Source organism: Nocardioides sp. (assembly GCF_029937575.1).
In the GTDB taxonomy this organism is placed as follows: Bacteria; Actinomycetota; Actinomycetes; order Propionibacteriales; family Nocardioidaceae; genus Nocardioides.
In genome coordinates this window covers 24,364-40,420 of sequence record NZ_JAPYPS010000024.1, presented here as the reverse complement: position 1 = coordinate 40,420, position 16,057 = coordinate 24,364, and the positions used below count along the sequence as shown (strand labels likewise).

At 68.7% G+C, this 16,057-nt stretch carries 27 protein-coding genes; 5 read left to right on the top strand and 22 right to left on the bottom strand.

The features are described 5' to 3' along the window. The 22 genes from secY to rpsJ all read right to left on the bottom strand — a co-directional run bounded on the left by secY (window position 1) and on the right by rpsJ (window position 11,125). Window positions 1-1,299: a preprotein translocase subunit SecY gene (gene secY / locus Q1K33_RS10585; protein WP_300403663.1), complete on the bottom strand. Its 1,299-nt coding sequence runs from the start codon at window positions 1,297-1,299 to the stop codon at window positions 1-3. 194 nt (window positions 1,300-1,493) lie between these two features. Further along, window positions 1,494-1,934: a 50S ribosomal protein L15 gene (gene rplO / locus Q1K33_RS10580; protein WP_300403661.1), complete on the bottom strand. Its 441-nt coding sequence runs from the start codon at window positions 1,932-1,934 to the stop codon at window positions 1,494-1,496. A 1-nt stretch (window position 1,935) separates the two neighbouring features. Beyond that, window positions 1,936-2,118: a 50S ribosomal protein L30 gene (gene rpmD, locus Q1K33_RS10575; RefSeq protein ID WP_300403659.1), complete on the bottom strand. Its 183-nt coding sequence runs from the start codon at window positions 2,116-2,118 to the stop codon at window positions 1,936-1,938. Next, the gene (gene rpsE, locus Q1K33_RS10570; protein WP_300403657.1) at window positions 2,118-2,747 is read right to left on the bottom strand and encodes a 30S ribosomal protein S5; all 630 of its coding nucleotides are present in this window, start codon (window positions 2,745-2,747) and stop codon (window positions 2,118-2,120) included. The genes rpmD and rpsE overlap by 1 nt, the downstream gene beginning before the upstream one ends. A gap of 30 nt (window positions 2,748-2,777) precedes the next feature. Then, window positions 2,778-3,161 carry a 50S ribosomal protein L18 gene (gene rplR, locus Q1K33_RS10565; protein WP_300403655.1) on the bottom strand — a complete coding sequence of 128 codons (384 nt, stop codon included), beginning with the start codon at window positions 3,159-3,161 and terminating at the stop codon, window positions 2,778-2,780. Window positions 3,162-3,164: 3 nt separating this feature from the next. Then, window positions 3,165-3,704, bottom strand: coding sequence for a 50S ribosomal protein L6 (gene rplF, locus Q1K33_RS10560; protein ID WP_300403653.1), 540 nt, complete (start codon window positions 3,702-3,704; stop codon window positions 3,165-3,167). 29 nt (window positions 3,705-3,733) lie between these two features. Next, complete coding sequence (gene rpsH / locus Q1K33_RS10555; protein ID WP_300403651.1) at window positions 3,734-4,135, bottom strand: 30S ribosomal protein S8; 402 nt, start codon at window positions 4,133-4,135, stop codon at window positions 3,734-3,736. A gap of 69 nt (window positions 4,136-4,204) precedes the next feature. Beyond that, window positions 4,205-4,390: a type Z 30S ribosomal protein S14 gene (locus Q1K33_RS10550; RefSeq protein WP_011757321.1), complete on the bottom strand. Its 186-nt coding sequence runs from the start codon at window positions 4,388-4,390 to the stop codon at window positions 4,205-4,207. Window positions 4,391-4,397: 7 nt separating this feature from the next. Beyond that, entirely contained in the window at window positions 4,398-4,979 is a 582-nt protein-coding gene (gene rplE / locus Q1K33_RS10545) for a 50S ribosomal protein L5 (protein WP_300403648.1), read from the bottom strand. Beyond that, window positions 4,979-5,374 (bottom strand): 50S ribosomal protein L24, encoded by a 396-nt coding sequence (rplX, locus tag Q1K33_RS10540; RefSeq protein ID WP_300403646.1) that lies wholly within the window; start codon window positions 5,372-5,374, stop codon window positions 4,979-4,981. Before rplX ends, rplE begins: the two co-directional genes overlap by 1 nt. A 2-nt stretch (window positions 5,375-5,376) precedes the next feature. Further along, window positions 5,377-5,745 carry a 50S ribosomal protein L14 gene (rplN, locus tag Q1K33_RS10535; RefSeq protein WP_300403644.1) on the bottom strand — a complete coding sequence of 123 codons (369 nt, stop codon included), beginning with the start codon at window positions 5,743-5,745 and terminating at the stop codon, window positions 5,377-5,379. Window positions 5,746-5,834: 89 nt separating this feature from the next. Further along, a complete protein-coding gene (gene rpsQ, locus Q1K33_RS10530; RefSeq protein ID WP_300403642.1) occupies window positions 5,835-6,110 on the bottom strand; it encodes a 30S ribosomal protein S17 in 276 nt (91 codons plus the stop codon). Next, window positions 6,107-6,361: a 50S ribosomal protein L29 gene (gene rpmC / locus Q1K33_RS10525; protein WP_300403640.1), complete on the bottom strand. Its 255-nt coding sequence runs from the start codon at window positions 6,359-6,361 to the stop codon at window positions 6,107-6,109. Before rpmC ends, rpsQ begins: the two co-directional genes overlap by 4 nt. Beyond that, window positions 6,361-6,780 carry a 50S ribosomal protein L16 gene (gene rplP, locus Q1K33_RS10520; protein ID WP_300403637.1) on the bottom strand — a complete coding sequence of 140 codons (420 nt, stop codon included), beginning with the start codon at window positions 6,778-6,780 and terminating at the stop codon, window positions 6,361-6,363. Before rplP ends, rpmC begins: the two co-directional genes overlap by 1 nt. Before the next feature lie 3 nt (window positions 6,781-6,783). Further along, complete coding sequence (rpsC, locus tag Q1K33_RS10515; protein ID WP_300403635.1) at window positions 6,784-7,608, bottom strand: 30S ribosomal protein S3; 825 nt, start codon at window positions 7,606-7,608, stop codon at window positions 6,784-6,786. Beyond that, window positions 7,608-8,039, bottom strand: coding sequence for a 50S ribosomal protein L22 (gene rplV, locus Q1K33_RS10510; protein WP_300403633.1), 432 nt, complete (start codon window positions 8,037-8,039; stop codon window positions 7,608-7,610). Before rplV ends, rpsC begins: the two co-directional genes overlap by 1 nt. Next, window positions 8,039-8,320: a 30S ribosomal protein S19 gene (rpsS, locus tag Q1K33_RS10505; RefSeq protein ID WP_300403631.1), complete on the bottom strand. Its 282-nt coding sequence runs from the start codon at window positions 8,318-8,320 to the stop codon at window positions 8,039-8,041. The genes rplV and rpsS overlap by 1 nt, the downstream gene beginning before the upstream one ends. 15 nt (window positions 8,321-8,335) lie before the next feature. Then, complete coding sequence (gene rplB, locus Q1K33_RS10500; RefSeq protein WP_300403629.1) at window positions 8,336-9,172, bottom strand: 50S ribosomal protein L2; 837 nt, start codon at window positions 9,170-9,172, stop codon at window positions 8,336-8,338. A gap of 28 nt (window positions 9,173-9,200) precedes the next feature. Then, window positions 9,201-9,506, bottom strand: a complete 306-nt coding sequence (gene rplW / locus Q1K33_RS10495) for a 50S ribosomal protein L23 (protein ID WP_300403627.1) — start codon at window positions 9,504-9,506, stop codon at window positions 9,201-9,203. Next, window positions 9,503-10,141, bottom strand: a complete 639-nt coding sequence (gene rplD / locus Q1K33_RS10490) for a 50S ribosomal protein L4 (protein WP_300403625.1) — start codon at window positions 10,139-10,141, stop codon at window positions 9,503-9,505. Before rplD ends, rplW begins: the two co-directional genes overlap by 4 nt. Before the next feature lie 5 nt (window positions 10,142-10,146). After that, window positions 10,147-10,806, bottom strand: coding sequence for a 50S ribosomal protein L3 (rplC, locus tag Q1K33_RS10485; protein WP_300403624.1), 660 nt, complete (start codon window positions 10,804-10,806; stop codon window positions 10,147-10,149). Window positions 10,807-10,816: 10 nt separating this feature from the next. Then, window positions 10,817-11,125, bottom strand: a complete 309-nt coding sequence (gene rpsJ, locus Q1K33_RS10480; RefSeq protein WP_008360994.1) for a 30S ribosomal protein S10 — start codon at window positions 11,123-11,125, stop codon at window positions 10,817-10,819. Window positions 11,126-11,540: 415 nt separating this feature from the next. On the opposite strand from rpsJ, the gene Q1K33_RS10475 reads away from it, so the two are divergent. Genes Q1K33_RS10475 through Q1K33_RS10455 form a run of 5 tightly spaced genes read left to right on the top strand, consistent with a single transcriptional unit; the run spans window position 11,541 to window position 16,025 of the window. Next, window positions 11,541-12,032, top strand: a complete 492-nt coding sequence (locus tag Q1K33_RS10475; protein WP_300403621.1) for a carboxymuconolactone decarboxylase family protein — start codon at window positions 11,541-11,543, stop codon at window positions 12,030-12,032. A gap of 60 nt (window positions 12,033-12,092) precedes the next feature. After that, on the top strand, window positions 12,093-13,211 hold the full coding sequence (locus Q1K33_RS10470; RefSeq protein WP_300403619.1) for a hypothetical protein: 1,119 nt from the start codon (window positions 12,093-12,095) through the stop codon (window positions 13,209-13,211). Window positions 13,212-13,222: 11 nt separating this feature from the next. After that, entirely contained in the window at window positions 13,223-13,843 is a 621-nt protein-coding gene (locus Q1K33_RS10465; RefSeq protein ID WP_300403617.1) for a DUF4129 domain-containing protein, read from the top strand. Continuing rightward, complete coding sequence (locus Q1K33_RS10460) at window positions 13,840-15,003, top strand: DUF4350 domain-containing protein (RefSeq protein WP_300403615.1); 1,164 nt, start codon at window positions 13,840-13,842, stop codon at window positions 15,001-15,003. The genes Q1K33_RS10465 and Q1K33_RS10460 overlap by 4 nt, the downstream gene beginning before the upstream one ends. Beyond that, the gene (locus Q1K33_RS10455; protein ID WP_300403613.1) at window positions 15,000-16,025 is read left to right on the top strand and encodes a MoxR family ATPase; all 1,026 of its coding nucleotides are present in this window, start codon (window positions 15,000-15,002) and stop codon (window positions 16,023-16,025) included. Before Q1K33_RS10460 ends, Q1K33_RS10455 begins: the two co-directional genes overlap by 4 nt. Window positions 16,026-16,057 lie beyond the last annotated feature (32 nt).

Below are 16,057 nucleotides of genomic sequence, written 5' to 3'. Positions count from 1 at the left end.
TCAGCGCAGGAACCCTTCGTAGTTGCGCTGCTGGAGCTGGCTCTCGATCTGCTTGACCGTGTCCAGGGCGACGCCGACCATGATGAGGATCGAGGTGCCGCCGAAGGGGAAGTTCTGGTTGGCGTCGATGAGAACCAGAGCGATCAGCGGGATCAGGGCGATGAGGCCCAGATAGAGAGCGCCGGGCAGCGTGATGCGGGACAGGACGTAGGACAGGTAGTCCTCGGTCGGCTTGCCCGCCCGGATCCCGGGGATGAAGCCGCCGTACTTCTTCATGTTGTCCGCCACCTCGTTCGGGTTGAACGTGATGGAGACGTAGAAGTAGGTGAAGAAGACGATGAGGCCGAAGTAGACGGCCATGTAGAGCGGGTGGTCGCCCCCGACGAGGTAGCTGTTGAGGAAGTCGATCACCGGGTTGGTGCTGGTCTGGTTGAACTGCACCGCCATCGCCGGGAGGTAGAGCAGCGACGAGGCGAAAATGACCGGGATGATGCCGGCCTGGTTGACCTTCAACGGGATGTACGTCGAGCTGCCGCCGAACATCTTGCGTCCCACCATCCGGCGGGCGTACTGCACCGGGATCCGACGCTGGGACTGCTCGATGAAGATGACCGCGGCCACGATGACCAGGCCGACGGCCAGGACGACGCCGAAGACCCACCAGCCCTGCTGGCGACCGACGGACCACAGGCCCGAGGGGAACGTCGCGACGACCTGGGTGAAGATCAGGATCGACATGCCGTTGCCGACGCCGCGGTCGGTGATCAGCTCGCCGAGCCACATGATCACGGCGGTGCCGGCGGTCATCGTGATGACCATCGTCAGGAACGTCGAGAGGTTGTCGCTGTGCAGCAGGTCCTGCGGGCAGTTCTGTAGCAGGTTCCCCGAGCGGGCCAGGGCGACGATGCCGGTGGCCTGGAGCAGCGCGAGGCCCAGCGTCAGGTAGCGCGTGTACTGGGTGATCTTGGTCTGTCCCGCCTGACCTTCCTTCTTCAGCGCCTCGAGCCGCGGGATGACCACGACGAGCAGCTGCAGGATGATGCTGGCGGTGATGTACGGCATGATCCCCAGCGCGAAGACGGTGAGCTGGAGCAGCGCACCGCCGGAGAACAGGTTGATCAGGTTGTAGACGCCGTCGTTGTTGGCCGCGTCACCCAGACACTCCTGGACGTTGGCGACGTTGACCCCCGGGGCGGGGATCTGGGAACCGGCCCGGAAGATGACGATGATCATCAGGACGAACAGCAGCTTGCGCCGCAGGTCCGGGGTTCGGAAGGCGTTGACGAACGCGCTGAGCACGATTCCTCTTTCTGCAGCTGATGGGGTCCCCGCGCAGGTACGACCCGTCGAGACGGTGACGGGTCGCAGGGACCTGGGAAGCCTAACAGGAGCCTGAGCACGTCACAGGCGCCCCGGACCGACGCTGAGGCATCGCATGCGATGCCGGCCGGTCAAGGGCGCCCGTGGACGTTCAGAGCTCGGTCACGATCAGGTCACGAGACGGTGACGGAACCGCCCGCGGCCTCGATCTTGTCCTTCGCGGAGGCGGAGAAGGCGTCGGCGGTGACCGACACCTTCACGCCGAGGTCGCCCTGGCCGAGAACCTTGACCGGGTGACCCTTGCGGACCGCACCGCGCTCGACGAGCGAGGCGACGTCGACGTCGCCGCCCTCGGGGAAGAGCTCGGTGATCCGGTCCAGGTTGACCACCTGGAACTCGACCTTGAAGGGGTTCTTGAAGCCCTTGAGCTTCGGGAGCCGCATGTGGATGGGCATCTGCCCACCCTCGAAGGCGGCGGGGACCTGGTAGCGGGCCTTGGTGCCCTTGGTACCGCGACCGGCGGTCTTTCCCTTGGATGCCTCACCGCGACCCACGCGGGTCTTGGTGGTCTTGGCGCCCGGCGCGGGGCGCAGCTGGTGGAGCTTGAGCGTCATGTCAGTTGACCTCCTCGACCGTCACGAGGTGACGAACGGTGTGGACCATGCCCCGGATCTCGGGGCGGTCCTCCTTGACGACCACGTCACCGATCCGCTTGAGCCCCAGCGAGCGAACGGTGTCGCGCTGGTTGGGCTTGCACCCGATCGTGGAGCGGTGCTGCTGGATCTTGAGCTGCGCCATCAGGAGGACACCCCCGTGGCGGCCGCAGCGGCCTTCTCGCCCTCGGCCTGGGCTCGCAGGAGCGCCGCCGGGGCGACGTCCTCGACCGGCAGGCCACGACGCGAGGCGACGGCCTCGGGACGCTCGAGCATCCGCAGCGCCTCGACGGTCGCGTGCACGATGTTGATCTGGTTGGACGACCCCAGCGACTTGCTGAGGACGTCATGGATGCCGGCGCACTCCAGGACCGCGCGCACCGGACCACCGGCGATGACACCGGTACCGGGCGAGGCGGGCCGCAGGAACACGACACCGGCTGCCTTCTCACCCTGGACCGGGTGCGGGATGGTGCCCTGGATGCGAGGGACGCGGAAGAATGCCTTCTTCGCCTCCTCGACGCCCTTGGCGATCGCCGCGGGCACCTCCTTGGCCTTGCCGTAGCCGACACCGACCATGCCGTCACCGTCACCGACGACCACCAGGGCGGTGAAGCTGAAGCGACGACCACCCTTGACGACCTTGGCGACACGGTTGATGGCTACGACGCGCTCGAGGTACTGGCTCTTCTCAGCACCCTGTCCGCGACCTCCGTCGCGTCCACGGCCCTGACGATCGCCGCCCCCACGCTGTCCGCGCTGAGCTCCGCTCATGAGTCTCTATCTCCCTAGTTCTCTACTGGCTCAGAACGACAGCCCGCCGGAGCGGGCCCCGTCGGCCAGGGCCGCGATGCGACCGTGGTACTTGTTGCCGGCGCGGTCGAAGACGACCGACTCGACACCCTGGGCCTTGGCGCGCTCGGCGACGAGCTCACCGACGCGCGTGGCCTTGGCGGTCTTGTCGCCGTCGTGGGACCGAAGGTCCGACTCCATCGTGGAGGCCGAGACCAGGGTCTTGCCGACCAGGTCGTCGACGACCTGCACGGTGATGTGCTTGGTGGAGCGCGTGACCACGAGACGGGGGCGCTCGGCGCTGCCGTGGATGCGCTTGCGACCACGCACCTGGCGCTTGAGCCGCGACTGCAGGCGCTTGGACGCGTGCTTCTGCTGCTTGAGCTTGATAGCCATGGACTACTTACCAGCCTTTCCGACCTTGCGGCGGATGTGCTCGCCGGCGTACCGAACGCCCTTGCCCTTGTAGGGCTCGGGCTTGCGCAGCTTGCGGATCTTCGCGGCGGTCTCGCCGACGAGCTGCTTGTCGATGCCGACGACACCGAGCTTGGTGGGGCCCTCGACCGTGAAGGTGATGCCCTCGGGTGCGTCGAAGATGATCGAGTGGCTGTAGCCGAGCTGGAACTCCAGCTGGGTCGGGCCCTTCGACAGGACGCGGTAACCGACGCCCACGATCTCGAGCTTCTTCTCGTAGCCGTCGGTCACGCCGACGACCATGTTGCTGACCAGCGTGCGGGTCAGGCCGTGCAGGGACTTGCTGATGCGCTCGTCGTCGGGACGCTTGACGTCCAGGACGCCCTCGCCCTGCTCGACCACGATCGGCGCGGCGACGGAGTGGCTCAGGGTCCCCTTGGGGCCCTTGACCGTCACCAGCGCGCCGTCGATCGCCACGTCGACACCCGACGGGACCGCAACAGGCAGCTTGCCAATTCGCGACATGTGCTTCTGTCTCCTATCTGGGTCTCGGATTACCAGACGTAGGCGAGGACTTCTCCGCCCACGCCCTTCTGGTTGGCTTGGCGGTCGGTGAGCAGACCCTGGCTGGTCGAGATGATCGCCACCCCGAGTCCGCCGAGGACCTTGGGCAGGCCGGTGTGCTTGGCGTAGACGCGCAGACCGGGCTTGCTGATCCGGCGTACGCCGGCGATCGAGCGCTCGCGGTTGCGGCCGAACTTGAGGGTGATCGTCAGCGTCTGGCCGACGCCCTCGTTGTCGGCGACGTCGAAGGAGGTGATGTACCCCTCCTGCTTCAGGATCTCGGCCACGCCCTGCTTCAGCTTGCTGTAGGGCATCGCGACCTGGTCGTGGTACGCCTGGTTGGCGTTGCGCAGACGCGTGAGCATGTCTGCGATCGGGTCAGTCATCGTCATGAGTCGGGTGTTCTCTCTCTTCTGTGGTTTCCCGCGAACGGGACCTTCAGCGGTTGTGGAAGGTGTCGGTCACCAGGAGGACTTGGTCACGCCGGGCAGCTCGCCCCGGTGAGCCATCTCGCGCAGGCAGATCCGGCAGAGGCCGAACTTGCGGTAGACGGCCTTCGGCCGACCACAGCGCTGGCAACGCGTGTAGCCGCGCACCGCGAACTTGGGCTTGCGTGCCGCCTTGACCTTCAGTGCAGTCTTCGCCATGACTTCCTCAGTTCTCCTTGAACGGGAAGCCGAGCTGCTTGAGCAGCGCGCGACCCTGGTCGTTGGTGGTGGCGGTCGTGACGACCGTGATGTCCATGCCACGCGAACGGTCGATCTTGTCCTGGTCGATCTCGTGGAACATGACCTGCTCGGTGAGACCGAACGTGTAGTTGCCGTTGCCGTCGAACTGGCCCGGGTTGAGCCCACGGAAGTCGCGGATGCGGGGCAGCGCGAGCGACAGCAGCCGGTCGAGGAACTCCCACATGCGGTCACCGCGAAGCGTGACGTGGCAACCGATCGGCATGCCCTCGCGCAGCTTGAACTGCGCGATGGACTTGCGGGCCTTGGTCACGGCCGGCTTCTGGCCGGTGATCGCGGTCAGGTCGCGGATGGCGCCGTCGATCAGCTTGGAGTCGCGCGCAGCCTCGCCGACACCCATGTTGACCACGATCTTGGTCAGACCGGGCACCTGCATGACGTTGGCGATCTCGAACTCGGACTTGAGCGCGGGAAGGATCTCCTCGCGGTAGCGCGTCTTGAGGCGCGGGGTGACCTGCTCGATCACAGCACCCTCAGTGGTCTCGCTCATCAGATCTCCTTCCCGGACTTGCGCGAGATGCGCACGGAGCGCGTCGCGGCGTAGGTGGAGCCGTCGGGGCGACGCTTGGTCACCTCGTCGCGGCGGAAGCCGATGCGGGTGACGCCGTCACCCTCGACCAGCATCACGTTGGACACGTGGATCGGGGCCTCGGTGGTGATGATCCCGCCGGTGGTACCGGCGCGACCGCCCTGGTTGACGACCTTGGTGTGCCGCTTGATCCGGTTGACACCCTCGACGATCACGCGCTGCTCCTCGCGGAGCACCTTGATGACCTTGCCCTCGGCGCCCTTGTCCTTGCCTGCGATCACCTTGACGGTGTCGCCCTTCTTGAGGTTCACGGTGGGAACTTTCTGGGCCTTCTTCTGCTGCCTGTTCTGGGCCATCGTCAGAGCACCTCCGGCGCCAGCGAGATGATCTTCATGAAGCGCTTCTCGCGCAGCTCGCGACCCACGGGGCCGAAGATGCGCGTGCCGCGCGGCTCGCCGTCGGCCTTGAGGATCACTGCGGCGTTCTCGTCGAAACGGATGTAGGAACCGTCCGCGCGACGACGCTCCTTGACGGTGCGGACGATGACGGCCTTGACGACCTCACCCTTCTTCACACCGCCACCGGGGATTGCGTCCTTGACGGTGGCCACGATCGTGTCGCCGATGCCGGCGTAGCGCCGACCCGAGCCCCCGAGAACACGGATGCAGAGGATCTCCTTGGCACCCGTGTTGTCGGCGACCTTGAGCCGCGACTCCTGCTGAATCATTACTTCTCCTTGTCACCACGGTTCTCGCGCCGGGCGCGAGCCTGTGAGAACCCAGTCATCTTGTCCGGCCGGGGCCGGGCTGTCTTGAACTACTTGGCCTTCTCGAGGACCTGCACGACGCGCCAGCGCTTGGTGGCCGACAGCGGGCGGGTCTCCATGATCAGGACCCGGTCGCCGATGCCGCACTCGTTGGGCTCGTCGTGGGCCTTGAGCTTGCTGGTGCGCCGCATGACCTTGCCGTAGAGCGCGTGCTTGACGCGGTCCTCGACCTCGACCACGACGGTCTTGTCCATCTTGTCGCTGACGACCAGGCCCTCGCGGGTCTTGCGCGCGTTGCGCTCGATCGTTGTGTTGGTCTCACTCATGCGCTCGCCTCATCGGTGCCATCAGTATCGGTGCCCGGCTCGCTGCGGATGCCGAGCTCGCGCTCACGCACCACGGTGTAGATCCGGGCGATGTCCTTCTTGACCGTGCGGAGCCGGCCGTGGCTCTCCAGCTGGCCGGTGGCCGCCTGGAAACGGAGGTTGAACAACTCCTCCTTGGCCTCGCGCAGCTTCGACTCGAGGTCGACTGCGTTGAGCTCGTCGAGCTCGTGAGCCTTGGTGTCCTGACTCATCAGAACTCACCAGCCTCTCGGGAGATGAAGCGGCACTTCATGGGGAGCTTGTGCATGGCGCGGCGCATGGCCTCACGGGCCACCTCTTCCTCCACACCTGCCAGCTCGAACATGACGCGACCGGGCTTGACGTTGGCGACCCACCACTCGGGCGAGCCCTTGCCGGAGCCCATCCGGGTCTCGGCGGGCTTCTTGGTCAGCGGGCGGTCCGGGTAGATGTTGATCCAGACCTTGCCGCCACGCTTGATGTGACGGGTCATGGCGATACGGGCCGACTCGATCTGTCGGTTGGTCACGTAGTGACCCTCGATCGCCTGGATGCCGTAGTCACCGAAGGCAAGCGACGTACCGCCCTTGGCAGCGCCGCGGCGCTTGGGGTGGTGCTGCTTGCGGTGCTTGACGCGACGGGGCATCAACATGGCTCAGCCCTCCGTTCCGGGAGTCTCGGCGGCGGCCGGAGCCGCAGCAGCGGCCGGCGCCTCGGTGGCGGGCGCGTCGCGGTCCGAGCGGGACGGGCGCGAGCCACGGCTCGGGCGGTCGCCTCCACGCTGCGGGCGGTTGCTGCCACCGCGACCGGGGACACCGGCGCGGGCGGCGGCCTGGGCCTGACGCTCGGCACGGCTGCCGGCGACCTCGCCCTTGTAGATCCAGACCTTCACGCCGATGCGGCCGAAGGTGGTCTTGGCCTCGTAGAAGCCGTAGTCGATGTCGGCGCGCAGCGTGTGCAGCGGGACGCGACCTTCGCGGTAGAACTCGGTACGCGACATCTCGGCGCCGTTGAGTCGACCGGAGCACTGGATCCGGATGCCCTTGGCACCCGAGCGCATCGTGGTCTGCATCGCCTTGCGCATCGCGCGACGGAACTGCACACGACCGGCGAGCTGCTCGGCCACGCCCTGGGCGACCAGCTGGGCGTCCATCTCGGGGCTCTTGACCTCGAGGATGTTCAGCTGGACCTGCTTGCCGGTGAGCTTCTCCAGCTCGCCACGGATCCGGTCCGCCTCGGCGCCACGGCGACCGATGACGATGCCCGGACGGGCGGTGTGGATGTCGACGCGGACCCGCTCGCGGGTGCGCTCGATCTCGACCTTGGAGATGCCGGCCCGCTCCATGCCCTTGGAGAGCAGCTTGCGGATCGCGACGTCCTCGCCGACGTAGGACTTGTAGAGCTTGTCGGCGTACCAGCGCGACTTGTGGTCGGTGCTGATGCCGAGGCGGAACCCGTTCGGGTTGATCTTCTGGCCCATCAGGCACCCTTTCCGTTCTTCTTGGCCGAGGCGACCACGTCGGCGGGCTGGACCACCAAGGTGATGTGGCTCGTGCGCTTGTTGATCCGGGTCGCCCGACCCTGGGCGCGCGGACGCCACCGCTTCATCGTGGGGCCCTCGTCGACCATCGCGACCGAGACGACCAGGTCACTGGTGTCCAGGCCCTCGGTGGTCTCGGCGTTGGCGATGGCGCTCTCGAGCACCTTGTAGACCGTCTCCGAGGCAGCCTGCGGGGCGAACTGCAGGAGCGACAGGGCGTCGTCGGTGGGCAGACCGCGCACCATGTCGACGACCCGGCGGGCCTTCATCGGGGTGATCCGGACGAACTTGGCGCTGGCGAAGGCGCCCGGGGCGTCGCCCAGGAGCGTCTCGCGCCGGGCGCTGGTGCGTCGGCGTTCGGTGGTCGACATCAGCGACGACGTCCTTTCCGGTCTTCCTTGACGTGCCCGCGGTAGGTGCGGGTCGGGGCGAACTCGCCCAGCTTGTGGCCGACCATGGAGTCGGTCACGAAGACCGGGACGTGCTTGCGCCCGTCGTGGACCGCGATGGTGTGACCGATCATCGAGGGGATGATCATCGACCGGCGCGACCACGTCTTGATGACGTTGTGGGAGCCCTTGTCGTTCTCGGCGTCCACCTTCTTCTCGAGGTGGCCGTCGACGAACGGGCCCTTCTTCAGACTGCGAGGCATCTCAATAGCTCCCTGTTACCGCTTGTTCTTGCCGGTCTTGCGACGGCGAATGATCTGGGCGTCGCTGGCCTTGCGCTTGCGCGTGCGGCCCTCGGGCTTGCCCCACGGGGACACCGGGTGACGACCACCCGAGGTCTTGCCCTCGCCACCACCGTGCGGGTGGTCGACGGGGTTCATCACGACACCGCGCACGGTCGGGCGCTTGCCCTTCCAGCGCATCCGGCCGGCCTTGCCCCAGTTGATGTTCGACTGCTCGGCGTTGCCGACCTCACCGACGGTGGCGCGGCAGCGCACGTCGACGAAGCGCATCTCGCCCGAGGGCATGCGCAGCGTGGCGCGCGAGCCCTCGCGGGCGACGAGCTGGGCGCTCATGCCGGCGGAGCGGGCGATCTTGGCGCCGCCGCCGGGACGCAGCTCCACGGCGTGGATCGTCGTACCGACCGGGATGTTGCGCAGCGGCAGGTTGTTGCCGGTCTTGATGTCGGCGGTGGGACCGGACTCGATGCGCGTGCCCTGCGTCAGGTCGCGCGGCGCGAGGATGTAGCGCTTCTCGCCGTCGACGTAGTGCAGCAGCGCGATGCGCGCGGTGCGGTTGGGGTCGTACTCGATGTGGGCGACCTTCGCCGGGACGCCGTCCTTGTCGTAGCGACGGAAGTCGATGATGCGGTAGGCGCGCTTGTGGCCGCCTCCCTGGTGCCGCGTGGTGATGCGGCCCTGGTTGTTGCGGCCGCCCTTCTTGGGCAGCGGGCGCGTCAGCGACTTCTCCGGAGTGGTCCGGGTGATCTCGACGAAGTCGGCCACCGAGGAGCCACGACGGCCCGGGGTGGTCGGCTTGTACTTGCGGATAGCCATGATTATCTCGTCCTAGTCAGGCGCCCGGTCAGGAGACCGGACCTCCGAAGATGTCGATGCGGTGGCCCTCGGCGAGGCTGACGATGGCGCGCTTGGTGTCCTTGCGCTTGCCCAGGCCGTTGCGCGTACGGCGCGTCTTGCCCTGGCGGTTCATCGTGTTCACCGAGGTGACCCGGACGCTGAAGATCTTCTCGACAGCGATCTTGATCTCGGTCTTGTTCGCGTCCGGGTGCACCAGGAAGGTGTACTTGTTGGCGTCGAGGAGGCCGTAGCTCTTCTCCGACACCACCGGCGCGATCAGGACGTCGCGGTAGTCCTTGTGCAGCGTGCTCACTGGGCAGCCTCCTCGGTCACAGCAGCGGAGCCGGCCTTGGTCGCCCACGCGATGAACGCGTCGTAGGCGCCCTGGGTGAAGACGAGGTCGTCGCAGGCCAGCACGTCGTAGGTGTTGAGCTGGTCGACCGCCACGATGTGCACCTCGGCGGCGTTGCGCAGCGAGAGCCAGGTCAGCGAGTCGCTGCGCTCGAGCACGACCAGGAACTTGGTGCGCGAGGAGAGACCCGTGAGGGCCGCGAGGGCACTCTTGGTCGAGGGCTTCTCGCCGGAGACGAGCGAGTCCACGACGTGGATGCGCTCGTTGCGCGCCCGGTCGGACAGGGCGCCACGCAGAGCGGCAGCCTTCATCTTCTTGGGCGTGCGCTGGTCGTAGTCGCGCGGCTTGGGGCCGTGGACGACGCCACCGCCGGCGAACTGCGGCGCGCGGGTCGAGCCCTGACGGGCGCGACCGGTGCCCTTCTGCTTGTAGGGCTTGCGGCCACCGCCGCGGACCTCGCCACGACGCTTGGTCGAGGCACTGCCCTGGCGGGCCGCGGCCTGCTGGGCCACGACGACCTGGTGGATCAGCGGGATGTTGACCTTGGCGTCGAAGATCTCGGCCGGGAGGTCGACCTTCACGGTGTTGGTGCTCATCTGGCTCAGACCTCCTGGGTGAGCTTGGCGGCCGAGCGCAGGACGATGAGTCCACCCTTGGGGCCGGGGACGGCACCCTTGAGCAGGATCAGGCCCTTCTCGACGTCGACGGCGTGCACGGTGACGTTCTGGGTGGTGATCGTGTCGCTACCCATCCGGCCGGCCATGCGGGTGCCCTTGAAGACGCGACCCGGGGTGGCGCAGGCGCCGATGGAGCCGGGCTTGCGGTGGTTGCGGTGGGCACCGTGCGAGGCACCGACACCGTGGAAGCCGTGCAGCTTCATGACACCGGCGTACCCCTTGCCCTTGCTGGTGCCCGTGACGTCGATGACGTCGCCGGCGGCGAAGGTGTCGACCGGGAGCTCCTGGCCGACGGTGTACTCGGAGGCGTTGGCGGTCCGGATCTCGGCGAGGTGACGACGCGGGGTCGAGCCTGCCTTGGCGAAGTGACCGGCGGCCGGCTTGTTGACCTTGCGGCCCTCGATCTCGCCGAAGCCCACCTGGATGGCGTTGTAGCCGTCGGTGGTGGGCTGGCGGACCTGGGTGACCACGTTGGTGCTCGCGGCGATCACGGTCACGGGGACGACGAGGTTGTTCTCGTCCCACAGCTGGGTCATGCCGAGCTTGGTGCCCAGCAGGCCCTTCACGTTTCTCTCGAAAGTCATTGTCAGAACCTCAGAGCTTGATCTCGATGTCGACGCCGGCCGGCAGGTCGAGGCGCATGAGCGAGTCGACCGTCTTCGGCGTGGGGTCGATGATGTCGATGAGGCGCTTGTGCGTGCGCATCTCGAAGTGCTCGCGCGAGTCCTTGTACTTGTGGGGCGAGCGGATGACGCAGTACACGTTCTTCTCGGTCGGCAGCGGCACCGGGCCGGCGACCTTCGCACCCGTACGGGTGACGGTGTCCACGATCTTGCGCGCCGAGGTGTCGATCACCTCGTGGTCATAGGCCTTGAGCCTGATGCGGATCTTCTGTCCCGCCATAGGTCTCTCTCGTCCTTACTCGTTAGAACTCGTCGGTACGTCGGTACCGCGTGCGTGTCCGGTGCGTCCTCGGGTTTGAGTCGGCTCCGCCTGCTGCCCGCCACTCCCACCCCCGCGGTCGGGCGTGTCGCGCAGGTTTCTCGCGACGTACCCACGTCCGATCGTTCCGGACGAGGTCATGCGGGTTGTTGAGTGGCGCCCGACGGTTCGTCAGGCTGATCGGGTCTCCGGTGCGGTGCGACTCAGATCAGGACCTGGTGCACCGCGTCAGACTGCTCGCGCGCCGTAGGGCGCCGAACGGGGAGACACGATTCAGAAGTCAAGATTTGCCGCACCCCGGCAACCCAGCCGGGGCAACCCGGATATCTTGGCAGAGATCCCGCCCGCGATCAAAATCGGGGTCTAGTGTCTGCGCATGCAGATCGACGTGCCCGCCGAGAAGGACCCCATCATGTACGTCTGGGGCGAGATGGTGCCCGGGATCGGTCCCGCTGCGGCCACCTTCGCACAGAGCGTCTACGACCACGGGACGCTGGGGTTGCGCGAGTTCGAGGCTGCCCGGCTGCGGATCGCCCAGATCAACGGGTGCGTCTTCTGCCAGGACTGGCGCACCGAGCGTGACGGGGTCACCGTCGAGGACGACTTCGCCGACTCCGTCACCGAGTGGCGACTCACGCGCGCCTTCGACGAGCGCACCCGGCTGGCCGCGGAGTACGCCGAGCGCTACGCCCTGGACCACCACGGTCTCGACTCCTCCTTCTGGCAGCGGATGAAGGAGCACTACACCGATCGCGAGATCGTCGAGCTCTCGATGTGCCTGGGATCGTGGATCGCCTTCGGACGGCTCAACCGGGTCCTCGGCCTGGACACCGCGTGCGTGCTGCCCAGCCATCTGTCGAGTCGCTGAGGTCCCGCCTGAGAGGATGACGGTCCCCGCCAGCGGAGCACCCAGGGAGCAACGATCGTCATGCCGGAGAACCCCGAGCAGCACCCCTCGTGGGGCGCCTACCCAGCGCCCGGCTCGCCGCCGCCGGGCCCTCCCCCGCCCCCCGGCGCGGCTGGCGGCTACCCGGCGTACCCCCCCTCCAGCAGCGCACCGCCGCCACCCGACCCGCGCTGGGTGGCTCCCGGCATGCTCGGCGCCGCGCACAAGCCGGGCGCGATGGCGTTGCGCCCCCTGGCGCTGGGCGACATCTACGACGCGGCGTTCCGCATCATCCGCTTCAACCCCAAGGCCACCGTCGGCTCGGCCGTGCTGGTCGCCGCCGTCGCGATGGCCTTCCCCCTGCTGCTGACCGCCATCCTCACCTTCACCACCGGGCTGACCTACGACGCCGCCGCGTCCTCGACCACCGGCGAGGTGGAGGACGTCGCCGGCCTCATCGCCTCCTTCGGGGCGCTGGCGCTCGGAGGAGTCCTGCAGGCCATCGGGCTGATCTTCGTGACGGGGATGGTCGCGCACGTGGCCCACGCCGCGGCGATCGGCCGCAAGCTGAGCCTGGGACAGGCCTGGGCCGCGACGGCCGGCAAGCGATGGCGGCTCGTCGGCCTCTCGGTGCTGCTCGGCCTGCTCACCACGGTCGGCATCACCCTCTACGTCGTGCTCTGGATCGTCGTGGCCGTGGCCGCTCCCCCGGTGCTCGTCGTCGTGTGGGGGCTGCTCACCGTGCCGGCCTTCGTCGCCGGCCTGTGGTGGTTCTGGATCCGGGTCTACTACCTGCCCGTGCCCGCGCTCATGCTCGAGGAGGTCGGGGTCACCGGCGCGATCGCCCGCGGCTACCGGCTGACGGCCAAGCAGTTCTGGCGCACGTTCGGCATCGCGCTGCTGACCGTGGTCGTGGTCAACATCGCGGGCAGCATCTTGTCCTTCCCGATCAGCTTCGTCGGCCAGCTCGGGGTGCTGGCGGTCGACGAGAGCAACGCCCTGCTCCTGCTCATCGCCAGCCAGGGACTGGCCACCGTGGTCTCCACGGCGTTCGTGGCGCCGTTCACCGCGGCGGTGGCGTCGCTGCAGTACCTCGACCAGCGGATCCGCAAGGAGGCCTACGACGTCGACCTGATGCGTCAGGCCGGGGTGCTCGAGTAGTGGTGCCGTGCGTGCCCCGAGTCCTCGGGGAGCTCTCGGACCCGCCCCTGACACCCAGTCCCGACGACGCCCGCGGAGCACTGCGCCGCGAGCTGGTCGACCCGCAGTACTACGACCAGGACGTCGTCCAGCGGATCCTCGACTGGATCCAGCGACGCATCGACGGCACCGTCGCCTCCGCGTCAGCGGTCCCGGCCCTGGCCTGGCTGGCCGCGACCCTCATCGCCGTCGCCCTGGGCGCCGCCCTGATCCTGCTGCTCTCCCGCGCCCGGACCACGGCACGCCGGCGCTCGGAGCACGGGGCCGTGCTCTCCGAGGCGGGAGAGAGCGCCGCGCAGATCCGGACACGTGCCGAGGCTGCGCTGGCCGACGGCCGCTTCGGGGACGCCGTGCTCGACGGCTTCCGGGCCATGGCGGTGCAGCAGGTCGAGCGCGGCCGCCTCGACAACGCCCCGGGCAGCACCGCCCGCGAGGTCGCCGACACCCTCGTCCAGCAGTACCCGGAGCGACGCGACTCGCTCGCGGAGGGCGCGCGCCTCTTCGACGCCGTGATGTACGGCGACCGGCCGGCCACCCGCGCCGAGGCCGAGACCGTGCTCGGCATCGACGTCCTCCTGCGGAGTCGACGATGACGACTCTCCCCACGCCCGCGACGGCGACGGCGCCACCGGAGACCGGACCGGTCACCGGCTGGCGTCGGCACCGCTCCACCCTGCTCATCGTCGGGGCCCTGTTCGCGGCGCTGGCCCTCGTCGTCCTCACCCAGGGCCCGGTCACCCGGGCCGCCGACCTCGACCCCGACAACCCCGGGCCCGACGGCGCCCAGGCCGTCGCGGGGGTGCTCGACGACCAGGGCGTCGACGTCGAGGTCGTCCGCTCGGCCTCCGCCCTCGAGACCACCGCGCTCGACGCGGACTCGCTGGTGGTCGTCACCTCCTCCTCCGACCTCGGCACCAGCACCACGAGCGCGCTGCTCGACCAGGTCACCGGCGCCGACGCCGCGCTGGTCGTGGTGGACCCGGGGGCGCGTCTGCTGGACGCACTCGACGTCGACGGCGGCCCGACCCGCGTCGACGTCGGCGACGGGGTGCCCGGATCCTGCGACGACCCGACCTACGACGACCTCGTGCTCGTCGTCGACAGCGCCGACGCGCTGCCCCTGGACGGCTGCTTCTCCGACGCCCTCGCCGCCCAGGGCACCATCGGTGGAGACCTCACCCTCCTCGGCGCCGGTGAGCTGCTGAGCAACGACCAGGTCCTGCGCGGCGACAACGCCGCGATCGCGCTGCGGCTGCTGGGCGGGCGCGAGCGACTGGTCTGGTACGTCGCGTCGCCGGACGACCTGGTCGCCGACGACGGAGTCGGCATCACGTCCCTGCTGCCCGACTGGATCTTCCCGGGCCTGGCGATCCTCCTGCTCAGCACGGTGCTGCTCGTGCTCTGGCGCGGACGGCGGCTCGGCCCGCTCGCCAGCGAACCCCTTCCGGTCGTCGTCAAGGCCATCGAGACCACCCGCAGCCGGGGTGGTCTCTACCGGAGGTCCGGCGACCTCGCCCACGCCGCCGACGCCCTGCGCGCCGCGACCCGGTCCCGGACCGGCGATCGGCTGCGTCTCGGCGCCCACGCCGGCGACGCCGTTGTCGTCGGCGCTGTCGCGCGTCACGTCGGGCGACCCGAGTCCGAGGTCGCCGCCCTGATCGGAGCCGAGGCGCACGTGCCGGCCTCCGATCGAGACCTGATAGTCCTGGCCAACGACCTGGCCGCTCTCGAGGAAGAGGTACGACGCTCATGACCGTCACCCCCGGCCAGCCCGCTGGTCCCCCACCACCGCCACCCCCGCCCCCGAGTGGTGGCACCGGCGACCCCCGGGAGCGTCTCGTGGCCGTGCGTCAGGAGGTGGCCAAGGCCGTCGTCGGCCAGGACGCTGCGGTCTCGGGGCTGCTCGTGGCCCTGCTGTGCGGCGGGCACGTGCTGATGGAGGGCGTCCCCGGCACCGCGAAGACGCTGCTCGTGCGGACCCTCGCGGCGTCCCTCTCGGTCGAGACCCGTCGCGTGCAGTTCACCCCGGACCTGATGCCCGGTGACATCACGGGGTCGATGGTCATCGACTCGCACGGGTCGGGGCAGGGCGAGCTCAGCTTCCGCGAGGGTCCGGTCTTCACCAACCTGCTCCTGGCCGACGAGATCAACCGCACCCCTCCCAAGACGCAGTCGGCGTTGTTGGAGGCGATGGAGGAGGGCCAGGTCTCGGCCGACGGCGTCACCCGGCCACTGCCGACACCCTTCCTGGTGGCCGCGACCCAGAACCCGGTCGAGTTCGACGGCACCTACCCCCTGCCGGAGGCGCAGCTGGACCGGTTCCTGCTCAAGGTCGTGCTCCCGATCCCCGAGCGCGACGCGGAGCTGGAGATCCTCACCCGGCACGCCGGCGGCTTCGATCCCCGCGACGTGGCGGGCGCCGGCGTACGACCCGTGGCCGACGCCGACGACATCGCCGCCGGACGGCGCGCGGTGGCCGGCGTCCAGGTCTCCAGCGAGGTCGCCGCCTACATCGTCGACATCGCCCGGGCCACGCGCGTCTCGCCCTCTCTGTCGCTGGGGGTCAGCCCCCGGGGCGCCACGGCGCTGCTGCGCGCGGCCCGCGCCTGGGCATGGCTCGGTGGACGCGACTTCGTCACTCCCGACGACGTCAAGGCCCTGGCCCACGCCACCCTGGTCCACCGACTCGGGCTGCGGCCCGAGGCCGAGCTCGAGGGCGTCGACGTCGCGCAGGTGCTCGCCTCCGCCGTCAGCTCGGTGCCGGTCCCCCGTTGACGGCGCACTGACCACGAGCTGACGACGAGGAC